This window comes from Janthinobacterium sp. GW822-FHT07A03 (assembly GCF_058798815.1).
On record NZ_JBXAKW010000002.1, the window covers coordinates 676,870 to 691,405 of the forward strand.

11 protein-coding genes are annotated in these 14,536 nt (G+C 63.1%); 4 read left to right on the forward strand and 7 right to left on the reverse strand.

What is annotated here, in order from left to right; genetic code table 11:
• Window positions 1-110: 110 nt before the first annotated feature.
• The gene (locus AC1RJW_RS09145) at window positions 111-347 is read left to right on the forward strand and encodes a hypothetical protein (protein ID WP_139842471.1); all 237 of its coding nucleotides are present in this window, start codon (window positions 111-113) and stop codon (window positions 345-347) included.
• A 78-nt stretch (window positions 348-425) separates the two neighbouring features.
• Here AC1RJW_RS09145 and AC1RJW_RS09150 read toward each other — a convergent pair whose 3' ends face one another.
• Window positions 426-1,064, reverse strand: coding sequence for an Npun_F0296 family exosortase-dependent surface protein (locus tag AC1RJW_RS09150; RefSeq protein ID WP_493044639.1), 639 nt, complete (start codon window positions 1,062-1,064; stop codon window positions 426-428).
• 364 nt (window positions 1,065-1,428) lie between these two features.
• On the opposite strand from AC1RJW_RS09150, the gene AC1RJW_RS09155 reads away from it, so the two are divergent.
• Complete coding sequence (locus tag AC1RJW_RS09155) at window positions 1,429-1,938, forward strand: hypothetical protein (RefSeq protein ID WP_070217754.1); 510 nt, start codon at window positions 1,429-1,431, stop codon at window positions 1,936-1,938.
• A gap of 32 nt (window positions 1,939-1,970) precedes the next feature.
• Here AC1RJW_RS09155 and AC1RJW_RS09160 read toward each other — a convergent pair whose 3' ends face one another.
• The 5 genes from AC1RJW_RS09160 to AC1RJW_RS09180 all read right to left on the reverse strand — a co-directional run bounded on the left by AC1RJW_RS09160 (window position 1,971) and on the right by AC1RJW_RS09180 (window position 9,680).
• Window positions 1,971-5,153 (reverse strand): efflux RND transporter permease subunit, encoded by a 3,183-nt coding sequence (locus AC1RJW_RS09160; protein ID WP_493044640.1) that lies wholly within the window; start codon window positions 5,151-5,153, stop codon window positions 1,971-1,973.
• A gap of 25 nt (window positions 5,154-5,178) precedes the next feature.
• Window positions 5,179-6,384, reverse strand: coding sequence for an efflux RND transporter periplasmic adaptor subunit (locus tag AC1RJW_RS09165; RefSeq protein ID WP_493044641.1), 1,206 nt, complete (start codon window positions 6,382-6,384; stop codon window positions 5,179-5,181).
• Window positions 6,385-6,396: 12 nt separating this feature from the next.
• Window positions 6,397-7,629, reverse strand: coding sequence for a TolC family protein (locus AC1RJW_RS09170; protein ID WP_493044642.1), 1,233 nt, complete (start codon window positions 7,627-7,629; stop codon window positions 6,397-6,399).
• A gap of 105 nt (window positions 7,630-7,734) precedes the next feature.
• On the reverse strand, window positions 7,735-8,103 hold the full coding sequence (gene czcI / locus AC1RJW_RS09175; protein ID WP_493044643.1) for a cation efflux protein, CzcI family: 369 nt from the start codon (window positions 8,101-8,103) through the stop codon (window positions 7,735-7,737).
• A 29-nt stretch (window positions 8,104-8,132) separates the two neighbouring features.
• Window positions 8,133-9,680 (reverse strand): C13 family peptidase, encoded by a 1,548-nt coding sequence (locus AC1RJW_RS09180; RefSeq protein WP_493044644.1) that lies wholly within the window; start codon window positions 9,678-9,680, stop codon window positions 8,133-8,135.
• Between the two features lie 185 nt (window positions 9,681-9,865).
• Between AC1RJW_RS09180 and AC1RJW_RS09185 the strand changes: the two genes are divergently transcribed.
• Window positions 9,866-11,809, forward strand: coding sequence for a GAF domain-containing sensor histidine kinase (locus AC1RJW_RS09185; protein ID WP_493044645.1), 1,944 nt, complete (start codon window positions 9,866-9,868; stop codon window positions 11,807-11,809).
• Between the two features lie 242 nt (window positions 11,810-12,051).
• Here AC1RJW_RS09185 and AC1RJW_RS09190 read toward each other — a convergent pair whose 3' ends face one another.
• Window positions 12,052-13,557 carry a DUF3369 domain-containing protein gene (locus AC1RJW_RS09190; RefSeq protein ID WP_493044646.1) on the reverse strand — a complete coding sequence of 502 codons (1,506 nt, stop codon included), beginning with the start codon at window positions 13,555-13,557 and terminating at the stop codon, window positions 12,052-12,054.
• Between the two features lie 434 nt (window positions 13,558-13,991).
• Here AC1RJW_RS09190 and AC1RJW_RS09195 point away from each other — a divergent pair, with 434 nt between their 5' ends.
• Window positions 13,992-14,495: a DUF3016 domain-containing protein gene (locus AC1RJW_RS09195; RefSeq protein WP_493044647.1), complete on the forward strand. Its 504-nt coding sequence runs from the start codon at window positions 13,992-13,994 to the stop codon at window positions 14,493-14,495.
• The last annotated feature ends 41 nt before the right edge of the window (window positions 14,496-14,536 follow it).

Genomic DNA, 14,536 nt, shown 5'->3' on the forward strand with positions numbered 1-14,536 from the left:
TATGGAAGGCGCTGGAGGGCAGAAAACGCTGATCTGGAACAAGATTTCTTTTCTTGTAATGTGCGCAAGCCGTCCTATACTGAACACCTCAGTCTCGCAAGGAGGGCAACATGCTTTTGTTTGCAGATACCGGGGATCAATCGCTATCCCTTTCCCACCATCGAACCACGCGCCAGCGTAGCGCCCCGCAGTCCTGCGCCGAGCCCGTCGGCGCGCCATCGGCAATCCCGCCGATCATCATCACCCCGTTCAATTACCACGCGCCGCTGCCGGCCATCGACCCGCGCTGGGTACCGCCCGGTCCGCCGCTGACCTGGCCGAACCGGCCCGCCATGTCCATGTGCTGATGCCTGGCCATTGAAAGAAATGGCCAGTCTGCTAGTGAAAAGCCCGCGGTGCGGGCTTGTGCGGGTGCATGCCTGGAATCAGGATTGCTTGCGGCGCAGCATGAAACCCAGCAAGCCCAGGCCGGCCAGCAGCATGGCATAGGTTTCCGGTTCGGGAACGGCTGCGATGAAGGCGTGGTTGTCGCTTTCAAACGCATCCTGGCCTGTCGAGTGAAAGGCGATCGAGGTAAATTTTGTCCCTGCGCCCGCCCACGCGTTCACATACAGGCCGACCGATTGATCGCCATTGGCGCTGATATTGCCCAGCGTGGCGATTTGCGACCCCGTCAAGGTGACCGTGCTCTGATCTCCCATGGTGAAGACGACGCTGTTATACGTATCTGGCGAACCCATGTAGAAACCAAAATAGCTGAGGCCGCCACCGAAGGTAGCGACGCCAGGGGTGATCTGGCCATTCGTCACGCCGACGGAATAGAAGGGCGTCAGATCGTTCGGCGGCTGGGCGGCGTAGCCTGGATGATTGCTGGTAAAGACGCTACCCGTGTAATTGCCGGGCACTAGTCCATTATTGAAATTGATGGTGGTGGCGCCCGCGACCGACGTGACCAGGCCCTCGCCTGCCAGTACCGTACCGCCGGTAGTAAAGGTGGGAACTGCGCTGGCGCTGCCTGCGGCGACGGCGAGCGTCGCGCAGGCCAGAGTGGACAAGATTTTCATGTTGATTCCCTCGAATGTATGGGTGTGCACGGCGATGTGTATCAGGAACGACGAAAGTGCCCGGCGTGGCGAGGCAATGCGGCGTGCGGAGACGAGGGACGGCGCATGATGAAAGAATTTCTTGAGGCCAAGCATTACTACGTGCAATATTTAAATATAAAAAACACAATTCAGATTGCAAAATAATAATAGGTTTACTTGAGAAATATCAAAGCTCGATTGCTAGAGGAAAGCTACTACATTGATAGCTTGTCTTATTGCCGGGATCGACTATGGCGGGCTGCGCCTTACCTTGCGGCAAGGCGGCACGGGTGGGCGTTTTCGACTATCATGCTAGCCCCGACCTTCCATCACGAGCACCGCCATGAGTACCGATTTCCCCGATTTTTCCGACGAATCCGCCGAGCAGGACAATGACGCCCCGATCCAGGAGCCGCGCCTGTGGGTAGGCAATGGTTGGACGGCGCGCGTGATCAAGAATGAGGAAGATGAAGGCTGGGCCGTGGCCATGATCAAGGATGGCGAACCGGAGCCGGCCCTCGTGGGCCCGTGGACCATGGGCCGCGACAAGAAAAATCCGAAGCCGCTCGACGTCAACGCCTTCAATACCCTGGTGAAGACGGCGTCCGAGGTGCTGCGCCGCCACGAGCAGCAACTGCATGCGCAATTGCACAAGAACCTGTTCGTCGCCACCGACGAAGGGCAGATCAAGGTGATGTTCGACATCGTGCCCGACGAAGACCACCCGTACGCGGAACTGAGCGCCTACGACGCCGACGGCGAACAGATCGCCAAGGTGCGCACCTCGGCCGCCTTCAAGTTCAATGCGACATCCGCGGCGAACTGGATCGAAGGCGGCTACCGCCGGCCATGATAGGCCGATTGCGGTAGCGCGCGTTCCTGTCTCTATTTACTCAGCTGTACTGCCGCGCCTTCGGGCGCGGCTTGCATTTCCGCCTCGTCTTCCCTGCGGTACGCCAGCCGGTACAGCAGCGGCAGCACCAGCAGGGTCAGGGCCGTCGACGATAAAATGCCGCCGATCACCACGGTGGCCAGCGGACGCTGCACTTCGGCGCCCGTGCCCGTGGCGATGGCCATCGGCACGAAGCCCAGCGACGCCACCAGCGCCGTCATCAAGACGGGCCGCAGGCGCGTGATGGCTCCCTCGCGTATCGCATCCTGCAAGGGCATGCCCTGTTCGCGCAGCTGGCGGATGTAGGCGATCATCACCAGGCCGTTCAGCACGGCCACGCCGGACAGGGCGATGAAACCCACGGCCGCCGAAATCGACATGGGTATGTCGCGCAGCCACAGGGCGACGATGCCGCCCGTCAAGGCGAACGGGATGCCGCTGAAGACCAATAAGCCATCCTTCACGTTGCCGAACATGGCGAACAGCAACACGAAGACGAGCGCCAACGCCACGGGCACCACCAGTTCCAGGCGTTTCGTGGCCGACTGCAGCTGCTCGAACTGGCCGCCCCAGCTGGTCCAGTAGCCGGCCGGGATGGCCACCTGCGCTTGCAACTGCTGGGTGGCATCGGCAACAAACGAGCCGATATCGCGCCCGCGCACGTTGGCGCTGATGACGATGCGGCGCTTGCCGTCTTCGCGGCTGATCTGGTTCGGCCCCGGCGCCACCTGCAGGCTGGCCACTTCACCGAGCGGGATGAAGCGGGCACGGCCTTCCGCCGCCTCGCCCAGGGGCAGGGCGATGGGCAGGCGTTTGAGTTGCTCCAGGTCGCTGCGCAGGCTGTCGGGCAGGCGCACGACGATGTCGAAGCGGCGGTCGCCCTGGAACAGGGTGCCCGCCTCTTGCCCGCCGATGGCCGTGGCGATCGCCGACTGCACGTCGGCAATATTGAGGCCATAGCGCGCCGTCTGCTCGCGGTCGATCTGCACCGTCAGCATGGGCAGCCCCGTGGTCTGCTCGACTTTTACCTCTGTTGCGCCCGGAATCTTGCCCAGCACGCCGGCAATCTTCGCCGCCGTGCTGTCGAGCACGCCCATATCGTCGCCGAACAGTTTCACGGCCACGTCGCTGCGCACGCCGGAAATCAGTTCATTGAAGCGCAGCTGGATCGGTTGCGAAAACTCGTAATTGTTGCCCGGCAAGCTGGTGGCCGTCGCTTCGATTTCCGCCAGCAATTGCTCGCGCGACTTCTTCGGTTCCGGCCACTCGCTGCGGGGCTTGAGCATGATATAGCCGTCGGAAATATTCGGCGGCATGGGGTCAGAGGCGATCTCGGCCGTACCCGTGCGGGCGAACACGCGCGCGATTTCCTTGTGGTTTGCCATCAGCTTGCTTTCCAGCTGCTGCTGCATGGCCAGCGATTGCGTGAGGCTGGTGCCGGGGATGCGCAAGGCCTGGATGGCGATGTCGCCCTCGTTCAGGCTGGGCACGAACTCGCTGCCCATGCGCGTAGCCAGCAAGCCCGACAGCACGACGGCTACCGCCGCACCCGTCAGCACGACGGGCGTGTTGCGCATCACCTTGTCCAGCAGCGGCGCATACCAGCGCTTGGCCGCGCGCATGATGGCGTTTTCCTTCTCCGCCACCTTGTCGCCGATAAACAGCGCCACGGCGGCCGGAATGAAGGTGATCGACAGCAGCATGGCGCCCAGCAGGGCAATCACCACCGTCAGGGCCATTGGCGTAAACATGCGGCCCTCCACACCCGTCAGCGCGAAGATGGGCAGGTACACGACCATGATGATCAGCTGACCATACAGCAAGGGGCGGCGCGCTTCTTGCGATGCCGCAAACACTTCATGAAAACGGTCCTGCAAGGTCAGCGGCCGTCCCAGCTTCTGCTGCGCATGGGCCAGGCGGCGCACGCAGTTTTCCACGATCACCACGGCGCCATCGATGATGATGCCGAAATCGAGCGCCCCCAGGCTCATCAGGTTGGCGCTCACATGGTATTGCACCATGCCCGTAAACGTGAACAGCATGGCCAGCGGTATCACCATGGCCGTGATGACGGCCGCGCGGATATTGCCGAGGAACAAAAACAAAATGGCGATCACCAGGACGGCGCCTTCCAGCAGGTTTTTCTTCACCGTATTGATGGCCTTGTCGACGAGTACCGTGCGGTCATACACGGTGACGGCGTGCACGCCTTTCGGCAGGCTGCGGTTGATTTCGATCATCTTCTTGTCGACGGCTTGCGAGACGGCGCGGCTGTTCTGCCCGATCAGCATGAAGACGGTGCCGAGCACTACTTCGCGGCCGTTTTCCGTGGCCGCGCCCGTGCGCAGCTCGCGCCCCAGCACCACGTCGGCCACGTCGCGGATGCGGATGGCCACGCCCTGCACATTGGCGACGACGATGTTGCCGATGTCGTCCTTCGATGCCACCTGGCCCGGCGCGCGTATCAGCAGCTGCTCGCCCTGTTTTTCGATGTAGCCGGCGCCCACGTTGCTGTTGTTGCGCTCGAGCGCCGTCACCACGTCCTGCAGGCTGATGCCGTAGGCGGCCAGTTTTTCCGGGTAGGGCGCTACCTGGTATTGCTTGGCGTAACCGCCGATGGCATTGATTTCCGTCACGCCCGTGACATTGCGCAACTGCGGCTTGATGATCCAGTCCTGGATCTCGCGCAAGTCCGTCGGCGTGTAGGGCGTGCCGTCCGGCTTTTTCGCGCCCTCCTGCGTTTCCACCGTCCACAGGTAGATTTCACCGAGGCCCGTGGAGACGGGCCCCATCTTGGGCGTGATGCCGGCCGGCAAGCTTTCCTTGGCTTCCTGCAAGCGCTCGTTGATCATCTGGCGGGCAAAATAGATGTCCGTGCCATCCTTGAAGATCACGGTCACTTGCGACAGGCCATAGCGCGACAGCGAGCGCGTCTGTTCCAGATTCGGCAAGCCGGCCATGGCCGTCTCGATGGGGAAGGTGACCCTCTGCTCGGTTTCCAGCGGCGAATAGCCGGCGGACTGGGTATTGATTTGCACCTGCACGTTGGTGATGTCGGGCACGGCGTCGATGGGCAGCTTTTGATAGCTGTAGATGCCCAGGCCAGCCATGGCGGCCACGGCCAGCATCACCAGCCAGCGCTGCTCGATGGCGAAGCGGATCAAGCGTTCAAACATGATGGTTTCCTTAGCTTTGACGTGATCAATGTTCGTGGCCGGCGGAGTCCTTGCCCAGCTCGGACTTCAGGACAAAACTGCCTTGCGCCGCGTACGGCGTGCCGGCGGCCAGGCCCTGCTTGATGTGCGTCAAGCTGCCATCGCTGCGCCCCAGCACCACGGGCGTGGCCTGGTAGCTGTCCTTGATCTGCACGAAGACGACGGGCTTGTCTTCCACCGTCTGGATGGCCGTGCTCTGCACGGTGACGGGCGCGTCCGCTTCGCCGGACACCACTTCCACGCTGACGAACAGCCCCGGGCGCCAGGCCATGTCGGGATTCTGCAAGCTGATGCGTGCCTTGGCCGTGCGCGTCTGCTCGCCCAGCAGCGCGCCCACGTAGGTGATCGTGCCTTGCGCGCTGGCATCAAAAGCACTGGCTTTGACTTCCGCCTTGCCTCCCATGCGCACGGTGGCCAGGTCCTTCGCCGGCACGGCGATTTCCGCCCACACGGTCGACAGGTCGGAAATGACGAAGATGTTCGCGTCTTCCTTGACGGCTTCGCCCAGGGTGATGTGTTTTTCCAGCACCATGCCGTCGAACGGCGCGCGGATCTCGTAGCGGTTCAGCGGCCCCTTGGCAGCGCCGCTGGCGCCCAGCGCGCTGAGTTTTTGCTGCGCGTTCTGCACGGCGATTTCCGCCTCGCGCCACGCCTGCTGGGCCTGTAGGTAATCCTGTTCGGCCGAAATCTTCTCGCGCCACAGTTTTTCTTCACGCTCATACGTGGAGCGGGCCAGCGACAAGCGCCGCTGCGCCGACAGCAGTTCGCTGCGCTGTTCCGACAGTTCCGTGCTGGCGATGACGGCCAGTACCTGCCCCTTTTTCACCAGCTGGCCCAGGTCCGCCTGTACGGCTTCCACCACGCCGGCCAGGCGGGGCACGACGTGGGCCGTGCGGTCTTCATTGAAACGGATTTCGCCGGGCAGGGCGACCGTCGTCTTGATGCGGCCGGGCGCGGCCGTGGCGATGACGACGCCGGCCGCCTTGCCTTGCGCAGCCGTCAATTCCAGTCGGCCTTCCACCTCCTCGTGGCCGTGTTCGTCTTTCTTTTCAGCGTGGGCTTCCGCCTTGGCGGCGGTGGGCGGCGCGGTCCTGGAATTGCCCGTGCCCAGGATAAGGGTGGCCAGCACGATGCCGGCGGCCGCGATGGAGGCGATGGCGATCGCCTGCTTTTTGTTGAGTGTGATGTTCATGGAGGGTATTCCTTACAGGGGAGCTGGTGTGCCCAGCAGGCGCTCGATCTCGGCGGCGGCGTGCTGCGCTTCCGTCAGCGCGCGCAGGTATTGGTTTTTGGCTTGCAGCAAGGTGCGCTGGGCATCGAGCACGTCGAGGAAGGCGAACTTGCCGAACTCAAAGCCCTTGCTGGCCGCGTCGTAGGCGCTTTGTGCGCCAGGCAAGATGTCCTGGCGCAAGCTTTCCACGTCGAGCCGGGCCGTGGCCAGCCGTTCGCTGGCGGCGGCGACAGCCGTTTGCACGGCGATGCGGGCGGCGGCCAGCTCGTCGCTGGCCTTGTCGCTGCGGCGCAAAGCGTCGAGCTTGTTGCCCGCATTGCGGTCGAACAAAGGCAGCGGCAGGGCCAGGCCGATGATGGCCTGGTTGCGGCCCAGTTCTTCCGAGCGCTTCATGCCGATGCTCACCGTGACGTCGGGCGTGGCGCGCCGCTGTTCCACGTCCAGCATGGCTTGCCGCTGCGCCAGCGCGCTGCGCGCCTGGCGCACGGCCGGCGCCTGCTCCAGGCGCGCCGCCAGTTCGCTGCCTGGCGGCAACGGCGGCAAGCTTTCCAGGCGGCCTTCGGCCAGGGTAAAGCGGGGTGTGGCGTTGCCCCACAGGGCGGCCAGGCGCTTGCGGGCGCTGGCCAGCGTGCTGCGCGCCAGGTTCAGTTCCAGCCGCACGCTCGCTTCGGCGACCCTGGCGCGGGTTTCCTCGACAGGGGACGCCTTGCCGGCCGTCACCCGGCGCGCCGTGATGTCGCTGGCGCGCGCGGCCAGGGCCTGCGCGCTGTCGGCCAGGCGCAAGCCTTCCTGCGCCGCCAGCACGTCGACAAAGGCGGACGTGACGGCGGCGCGCGTGTCGGCTTGCTGTAGCGCAAGGCCCGCGTGCGCCATGTCTTCGCCGCGCTGCGCGACGGCGGCGCGCGCACCGCGTTTGCCGCCCAGCTCGATCAACTGATTGAGTTGCACGGTGGTGCTGCGCGTGGCGCGCCGCGTGTCTTCCAGCACGGTTTGCAGTTCCGGGTTGGGCAGGGCGCGCGCCTGCTGCAGGGCGCCGCCCTGCGCCGCCAGTTCATGGCGGGCGGCCGACAGGGGCGCGTTGCCGCCTTCGGCCAGGGCCAGCGCGGCGGGCAGGGTCAGCGGACCGGCGGGTTCTTCAGGTGTTTGCGCGTGCGCAAAGTTGCCGGCCAGCAGGCCAGCGGAAAGTAACAAGATGATTTGGTACATCGAATTCTCCAGGGAATGGAAAAAGAATTCGACGGGACGCGCAGGCTGGCGCCTGCTTTAGTCAGGCCCGCTTATTGCGATCAGTGAAAGAAGCGTCCCGTCGGCCTAGATGGCCGACGACCAGTCAGGGCGCTTGGGAGCGTCCGGGATGTGGGAAGCGTAAAAGAAGGGGGACGTGTCCGCGTTGACGGACGCCATGTCGCCGATGGGCAGGCTGGAGCCGGCCGGCAGCCACGCATGGCCGATGCCATGGCAGACGTTGCAATCGCTGTGCGGCTGGCCCTTGGATTGCTTTTCGGCTACTTTTTTATCTGCGACAGGTTTTTTGTCCGCATCGGCCTTGTGCTGATGGCTGTGGTGGCCCAGGTGCTGCGCCGCCTTGCCTTCCTCGTGCAGGCAATACGCGCTCGCCGCGGCCCAGGACATCTGGAGCGGAAGCACGAACAGCAGCAAAATGAGGAAGAATTTACGCATGGTGACGGCTATTGTACAGAAAGTAGCGCTTAGCGTGGCTGGGCGCGCCACGCCTTCAGTTGCGCGGCGATGGCCTTGCCCTGGAATAGCTGCGGCTCGGAATGCTCTTCCGCCTCCATGCCGCCTTCGAGGAAATCGGCCGCCTCGCGCGCCTGCACCAGTACCTTCGCCTTGTCGAACGCCTCGGCAAAGCCTGCGCTCTTGGGCAAGGCTTCCTTGAAATACGCTTCGCTGAAGTAAGTAAAATCGTTCTGGTCGTCGCAGCCGAACGAGGTGCGGTCGCTGCGCGCGGCCGTGATGATGAGGGTGTTGTCATCTTTCAATGGTGCAATGAAGCCGCCCGCATAGCAGGCCGAGATCACGATGACCTTCCAGCGGATGCCGCTGTGCTTGAGCATGCCCGCCAGCTCCTGCGCGGGCAGGCTGTGCAAATCCATGCCGTTTTGCGCCAGCGCCAGTTCGTGCTCGGGCGAGCCGTGGCTGGTGAGGAATAAAAACAGGATGTCGTTGGCCTTGTCCATCTTCGCGCCCAGGGCGTCGAGGCTGGCGGCGATGCTGGTGCGCGTGGCCATCGGCTGCTGCGCCACCGTGTTGCGGCTATTGACGAGCATCAAGGAGCGGCCCACGGTGCCGTAATCGCGGTCGAACTGGCGCTGCACGAAGGCCGTTTCGCGGTGAAACACCTCCTGCGCACCGTCGCCGGCCACGCCCAGCAGATAGAGATTGATCTTTTTCGCCCCGTCGCGCGGCGCGATGCGGGCCAGGGCGCCGTCGAGCAGGGTGCGCTGGTTGTACAGGGCCAGCTCGATATTGTCGCGCGTGAGCTTGTCTGCGGCCGGGTCGTCCAGCTGGCCTTCCGTCCAGTTGCCGCTGTCTTCGCGCCGGCCGTCCGGCTGCGCCACGGCGTAGCGCAGCACGCCCTTGCCGTCGAACTGGCCATTCTTGAAGCCGCCCCGGTACTCGTCGCCGTCGGCCGTGCGCAGCACGCCTTCGCCCTCGAATTTCCAGTCCTTCAGCTCGCCTTCGTAGTGGATGCCGTCGCTGGTGGTGACCTTCGCCTTGCCCTGCACCTGGCCCTGGACGAATTCGCCTTCGAAGACGGTGCCGTCCGTGTCGGTCAGCTTGCCGGCGCCGTGCGGGCGCCAGTGCTTGAACTGTCCCTCGAAGGTGGCGCCATCGGCGCCCTGGAAGCGGCCTTGTCCCTCGAAGCTGCCCTTGGCGAAGCTGCCCGCATAGATTTCGCCCTTGGGCGAGGTGTAGCGGCCGATGCCGTCGAAGGCGCCCTGGCGGAAGGCGCCCGTGTATTCGACGCCGGAAGCCTGGCGCAGCTTGCCCTGGCCGGAAAACACGCCGCGCGCGAAGCCTCCTTCATAAAACGCGCCGCTCGCGTATTCGAGCCGCCCCTGGCCGTGCATCTTGCCCGCGACGAGGGGGCCGAAATAGCGTCCGCCATCGGCCGTTTCCGCCGCCGGCGCCTTGGCTGGCGCGGCGCACAGCGGCGGCATGCCCAGCGCGGCAAAGGCCAGCAGGCCGGCGAGGGTGTAGGGGCGAAGCGAGGCGCGTAGCGTGGCAGTCATGAGGACGGTCTGGTCTGTAGGAAGGGGCCTAGTCTGCCACTGTATTGCCAGCGTGGCAAATGCGCGCGTGGCGTGTGTTGCTCTGCCTCAAGGCAAGATTCTGCGTTTTATGCCGTGCCAAGGCTGGGCTGAACTGATAATATTGATTTTCAGAACATATACTTGCACAAGGTACATAGTCACCCATGGAAAGCCGCCTCAGCCGCCTGGAAGCCGTTCAAACCGTGTTGCTGGAAATCGGGCAGCGCTCGAGCACCTGCAGCGATATCAGCGAATTCCTGCAGGCGGTGCATGCGGCGCTGGGGCGCATCATGTATGCGGCGAACTTTTACGTGGCGCTCAGCGACCACGACGACGGCCTCGTGCGTTTCCCGTATTTTGTCGACGAATTCGACGCCGCGCCCGATCCGGACGAGGGCGTGCGCCTGGCCAGCGCCGCGCAGTCGCCCACGGCGTGGGTCATCGTCAACCGCAAGCAGCTGGTGATGACGGCCGACGACGACGCCATGCGCGCCATCGGCGGCGGTGCCTGGGGCGGCGGCACGGCGGCCGAGCACTGGATAGGCTGTCCGCTGCTGGACCAGCAGCATCAGGTGCTGGGCGCCATCGTCATCCAGAGCTACGACGCGCAGCACCGCTTCAGCCTGGAAGACCAGGCGCTGTTCGCGCTGATCGCCACGCACGTGTCGAGCGCCCTGCAAGGCATGCAAAGCATGGACCGGCTGGAAAAGGCGGTGCAGGAGCGCACGGCCCTGCTGGCGCACGAGGTGGCCGAGCGGCGGCGCGCGGAAAACCTGCAGCATGCGCTGTATGAAATCGCCAACCTGTCGGCGCAGGCGGCCGACGCGACGACCCTGTATGCGCGCCTGCACGCCATCATCAGCGAACTGGTGACGGCAAAGAATTTCCTCATCGCCCTGTACCACCCGGACAACAAGGACATCACGATCCCGTATTTCGTCGACGAGAAGGATGCGCAGGCGCCCGTGAAACGTTTCCATTACGGCATCGGCATGAGTTCCTACGTGCTGGCGCGCCGCCAGGCGTGCCTGCTCGATGCCAGCAGCTATGCGGCGCTGGTGGCCAGCGGCGAGATGGACGAGCCGCTGGGCAATACCAGCATCGCCAGCTGGATGGGCGCGCCCATGCTGCTGGGCGAGCGCAAATATGGCGTGATCATCGTGCAAAGCTACGACGAATCCGTCGTGTATGGCCAGGCGGAACTGGACGTGCTGGCCTTCATGGCCAGCCACGTGGCCGTGGCGATGGCCCGCATCCAGGCCGACAGCGCCATGCGCCAGGCCAAGGAAGCGCTGGAAGAGCAGAATGCGGCCCTGAACAGCGCCCTGAGCGCCTTGCAGGAAGCGCAGTCGGAACTGGTGCGCCAGGAAAAGCTGGCATCCCTGGGCCGGCTGGTGGCGGGCGTGGCGCATGAAATCAATACGCCGCTGGGCATCTGCGTCACGGCCACCAGCCACCTGGTGCAGGAATTGAAACTCACGCGCGAAGACCTGGAAGGCGGCCAGCTCGATGAAGATGGCTTGCGGCAATTTTTCGACATCATCGACCAGACCCTGCGCATCATGACGACGAACACCCAGCGCGCCGCGGCGCTGGTGCGCAGCTTCAAGCAGGTGGCCGTCGACCAGTCCTCGGACGAGCTGCGCAGCTTTAACTTGCGCAAATACCTCGATGAAATATTGCTTTCATTGCAACCAAAGCTGAAGGGCAAGCCGGTCAGGGTGGAGATCGACTGCCCGCACGAGGTGCAGCTGCGCAGCTATCCGGGCGCCGTCTCGCAGATCGTCACGAACATGGTGGTCAATTCACTCGTGCACGGCTTTGCCGAAGGCGAGCCGGGCAAGATCAAGATCAGCGTGCGGACGGCTGGCGAGATGCTGGAACTCGATTACAGCGACGACGGCATGGGCATGGACAGCGCTACCCTGGGCCAGCTGTTCGATCCCTTCTTCACGACCAAGCGGGGCTCGGGCGGCAGCGGCCTCGGGGCGCATATCCTGTACAACCTGGTGACGGGGCCGCTGGGCGGGACGGTGAAGGTAGTCAGTGCGCCGGGGATGGGCTTGCACTACAAGATCCGCTTCCCACTGGAACCTAAGAGCACCTGAGAAAACGTCCATGGCTGCGTTGCTTGGTCTTGCCGTGCTATTCGCACTGTCTGCGACCGCGCGCCTTGCCCTGAACGTTTTTCAGGCGCTCTTGCGTCGCGGGTTCGCAGAATGAAAACGACGGCCGTGAATATCAGCCGCGTAGGTCGGATTAGGCCTGAAGGGCCGTAATCCGACGCCACCACAAGCCACGTCAACGATGTTGTCGGATTACGCGCGAGCGCTAATCCGACCTACGCCGTTTAATCAGGGAAGCGTTGATTCAGCGCAAGCGCTTCATCGAGATTCGCAATCAGCAACTCCACATACTGCGGGTCCAGGTGGCTGCCGCTCACTTCGCGCAGGTAGCTGACCACGCGTTCCAGGGGCCAGGCGTCCTTGTAGCAGCGTTTGTGCATCAGCGCGTCGAAGACGTCGGCGACGGCGGCGATGCGCGCGTATTTGTGGATGTTTTCGCCCACCAGCCCTTGCGGGTAGCCGCTGCCGTCGAATTTTTCATGGTGCTGGTGGGCGATCACGGCTGCCGCCTTCAAGAGCGGGCGCTGCGAGCCGTCCAGGATGGACATGCCCACCGTCGGATGCTGCTTCATGATTTCCCATTCGGCTGCGTCGAGCTTGCCGGGTTTCAGCAGCACGGCGTCGGGCGTGGAAATCTTGCCGATGTCGTGCATGGGCGCCGCGTGGCGCAGCACCATGGTTTCCTCTTCCGACATGCCGGAGGCCTGCGCCAGCAGCTGGCACACTTCGGCCATGCGGCGCACGTGGTTGCCCCCTTCGTGCGAGCGCGATTCGACCACGTCGCCCAGGCGCAGGATCAGCTCGGCCTGGGTATCGGTGATTTCCTGCGTCAGCAGGATGTTGTCGAAGGCGATCGCCACGCCCGAGCAGAACACTTCCAGCAATTGCGCATCGAGGTCGGAAATTTCTTCCACGCCCTTGAGCACCAGCAAGGACGCCTTGCCGCTGCTGTTGGGAAAATAGCCGACATAGGTGTCGCCATGCAGGCGCGAGATTTTATTGCTCTTGGCATGGTCCAGCTGCGACAGCAGGGACGGGCTGAGGATGCCGTCGTCCGTGTCGCCGATCTGCGCGAGGATTTCATAGTCCTGCTCGCCCGTGATGGCGCTGGCGCCGCGCAGGCGCAGCAGCATGCTCGTTTCCAGGCGCAGCAGGGCGACGACTTGCTGCAGCAGGCCGCTGGCGAAGTCGCGCAGGTTGCGCTGCTTGAAAATGTGCGCCGAGGCGGCGATGACGCGCTCGAGGCCTTCGCGGTAATGCAGCTGGGCCTGGCGCGCCTCTTCCACCTTCATGATGTCGCGGTAGGCGCGCAGGGCGGCAAAGGTGGTGGTAAACAGCTTGGTGCGGTCGAGCTCGGTTTTTTCCTTGTAGTCGTTGATGTCGTAGTTGACGATCACCCGCTCTTCCGGCGCCTGTCCCGGCTGCCCCGTGCGCAGCACGATGCGCGTAAACTGGTTGCCCAGGTCTTCGCGCATCCAGCGCGCCACTTCCAGGCCGCTGTCTTCGCGTTCCATCACCACGTCCAGGAAGACCAGCGCGATGCCGTCTTCGCGCGCCAGCACCTGCTTGGCCTCGGCGCCGCTGTACGCATGCACGAAGCTCAGGGCGCGGCCCTCGAGGCGGAAACGGCTCAGTGTCAGTTTGGTGATGTCATGGATGTCGGGTTCATCATCGACGAGCAGGACTTTCCAGGGAGGTAACTTGGGCGATGCTGAAGACAAAAATGACATAAGGGCGAGTTCCGCTAAAAGGCATAACTGACGCAATGCTGAGACGCCCGCGCCAGGAATTCCTGTGCGCCACTACCGGCGTTGCGCGTTTTTCGGGCGCATTTTGTCGATTGTAGACCGACCGCTAAGTATTAACAATAAGCAAGAACAATTGACTAAAATCATGCAACACTCGTGCCAAAAAAGCACTTTAAATCCATGCTGTCCACACTATCTATACTTTATCGCTTAGGCAACTATATTTTCAAGACAATACTTTGTTTTAATTAATATTGCCAATGAATCTGCAAAAAAAGACGGCGTCTTTCCTTCCCGGCGGAAAATCAGAAAAGTAACAAGGTATGAATTCCGCGTCAGAATGGACTGGAGCGCGCTATATTGGACAGGCATAAGAAGTGGCTCCATGCCACTCATATTTCCTGAAAGGGTACATCATGCAAAAGCAAACGACGCGCGCCCTGATCGCCGGTCTGGCCTTGCTGGCCAGCAGCGCGGCCTGGGCAGGAACTGAAGTGCAGTTCAGCAAACCGGATCAATTCACGGACGTCCCGTTCAACCCGCAGGACCGCGACGACGTATTGAAGGAATTGAGCCGGCATTTCGAGAAACTGGGCGCCTCGCTGCCGCCCGGGCAAACCTTGAAAATCGACGTGACGGACGTGGACCTGGCGGGACGTGAAAATCCATCGCTGCGGGCCGGCCAGGATATCCGCGTCATGAATGGCCGGGTCGACTGGCCGCGCATGCGCCTGCACTATGTGCTGGAACAGGACGGCAAGGTCATCAGCAGCGGCAATGCGGCCCTGTCCGACATGTCCTACCTGACCCGCATCAATCCTTACTTCAGCAATGAAAAGTTGCGCTATGAAAAGTTGATGATCGATGACTGGTATGCCGATACCTTCGGCGTCAAGCCGAAGCGCCACGCGCGCAAGTAAGCGGCACGGGCTATCGCGCGGTTTGCCGCCGCGCGTGCCGC

Coding starts and splice junctions, on each gene's coding strand:
- AC1RJW_RS09150 (WP_493044639.1), bottom strand. CDS start 1,064: ATGAAAATCTTGTCCACTCTGGCCTGCGCGACGCTCGCCGTCGCCGCA.
- AC1RJW_RS09170 (WP_493044642.1), bottom strand. CDS start 7,629: ATGTACCAAATCATCTTGTTACTTTCCGCTGGCCTGCTGGCCGGCAAC.
- AC1RJW_RS09180 (WP_493044644.1), bottom strand. CDS start 9,680: ATGACTGCCACGCTACGCGCCTCGCTTCGCCCCTACACCCTCGCCGGC.
- czcI (WP_493044643.1), bottom strand. CDS start 8,103: ATGCGTAAATTCTTCCTCATTTTGCTGCTGTTCGTGCTTCCGCTCCAG.
- AC1RJW_RS09155 (WP_070217754.1), top strand. CDS start 1,429: ATGAGTACCGATTTCCCCGATTTTTCCGACGAATCCGCCGAGCAGGAC.
- AC1RJW_RS09185 (WP_493044645.1), top strand. CDS start 9,866: ATGGAAAGCCGCCTCAGCCGCCTGGAAGCCGTTCAAACCGTGTTGCTG.
- AC1RJW_RS09145 (WP_139842471.1), top strand. CDS start 111: ATGCTTTTGTTTGCAGATACCGGGGATCAATCGCTATCCCTTTCCCAC.
- AC1RJW_RS09190 (WP_493044646.1), bottom strand. CDS start 13,557: ATGTCATTTTTGTCTTCAGCATCGCCCAAGTTACCTCCCTGGAAAGTC.
- AC1RJW_RS09195 (WP_493044647.1), top strand. CDS start 13,992: ATGCAAAAGCAAACGACGCGCGCCCTGATCGCCGGTCTGGCCTTGCTG.
- AC1RJW_RS09160 (WP_493044640.1), bottom strand. CDS start 5,153: ATGTTTGAACGCTTGATCCGCTTCGCCATCGAGCAGCGCTGGCTGGTG.
- AC1RJW_RS09165 (WP_493044641.1), bottom strand. CDS start 6,384: ATGAACATCACACTCAACAAAAAGCAGGCGATCGCCATCGCCTCCATC.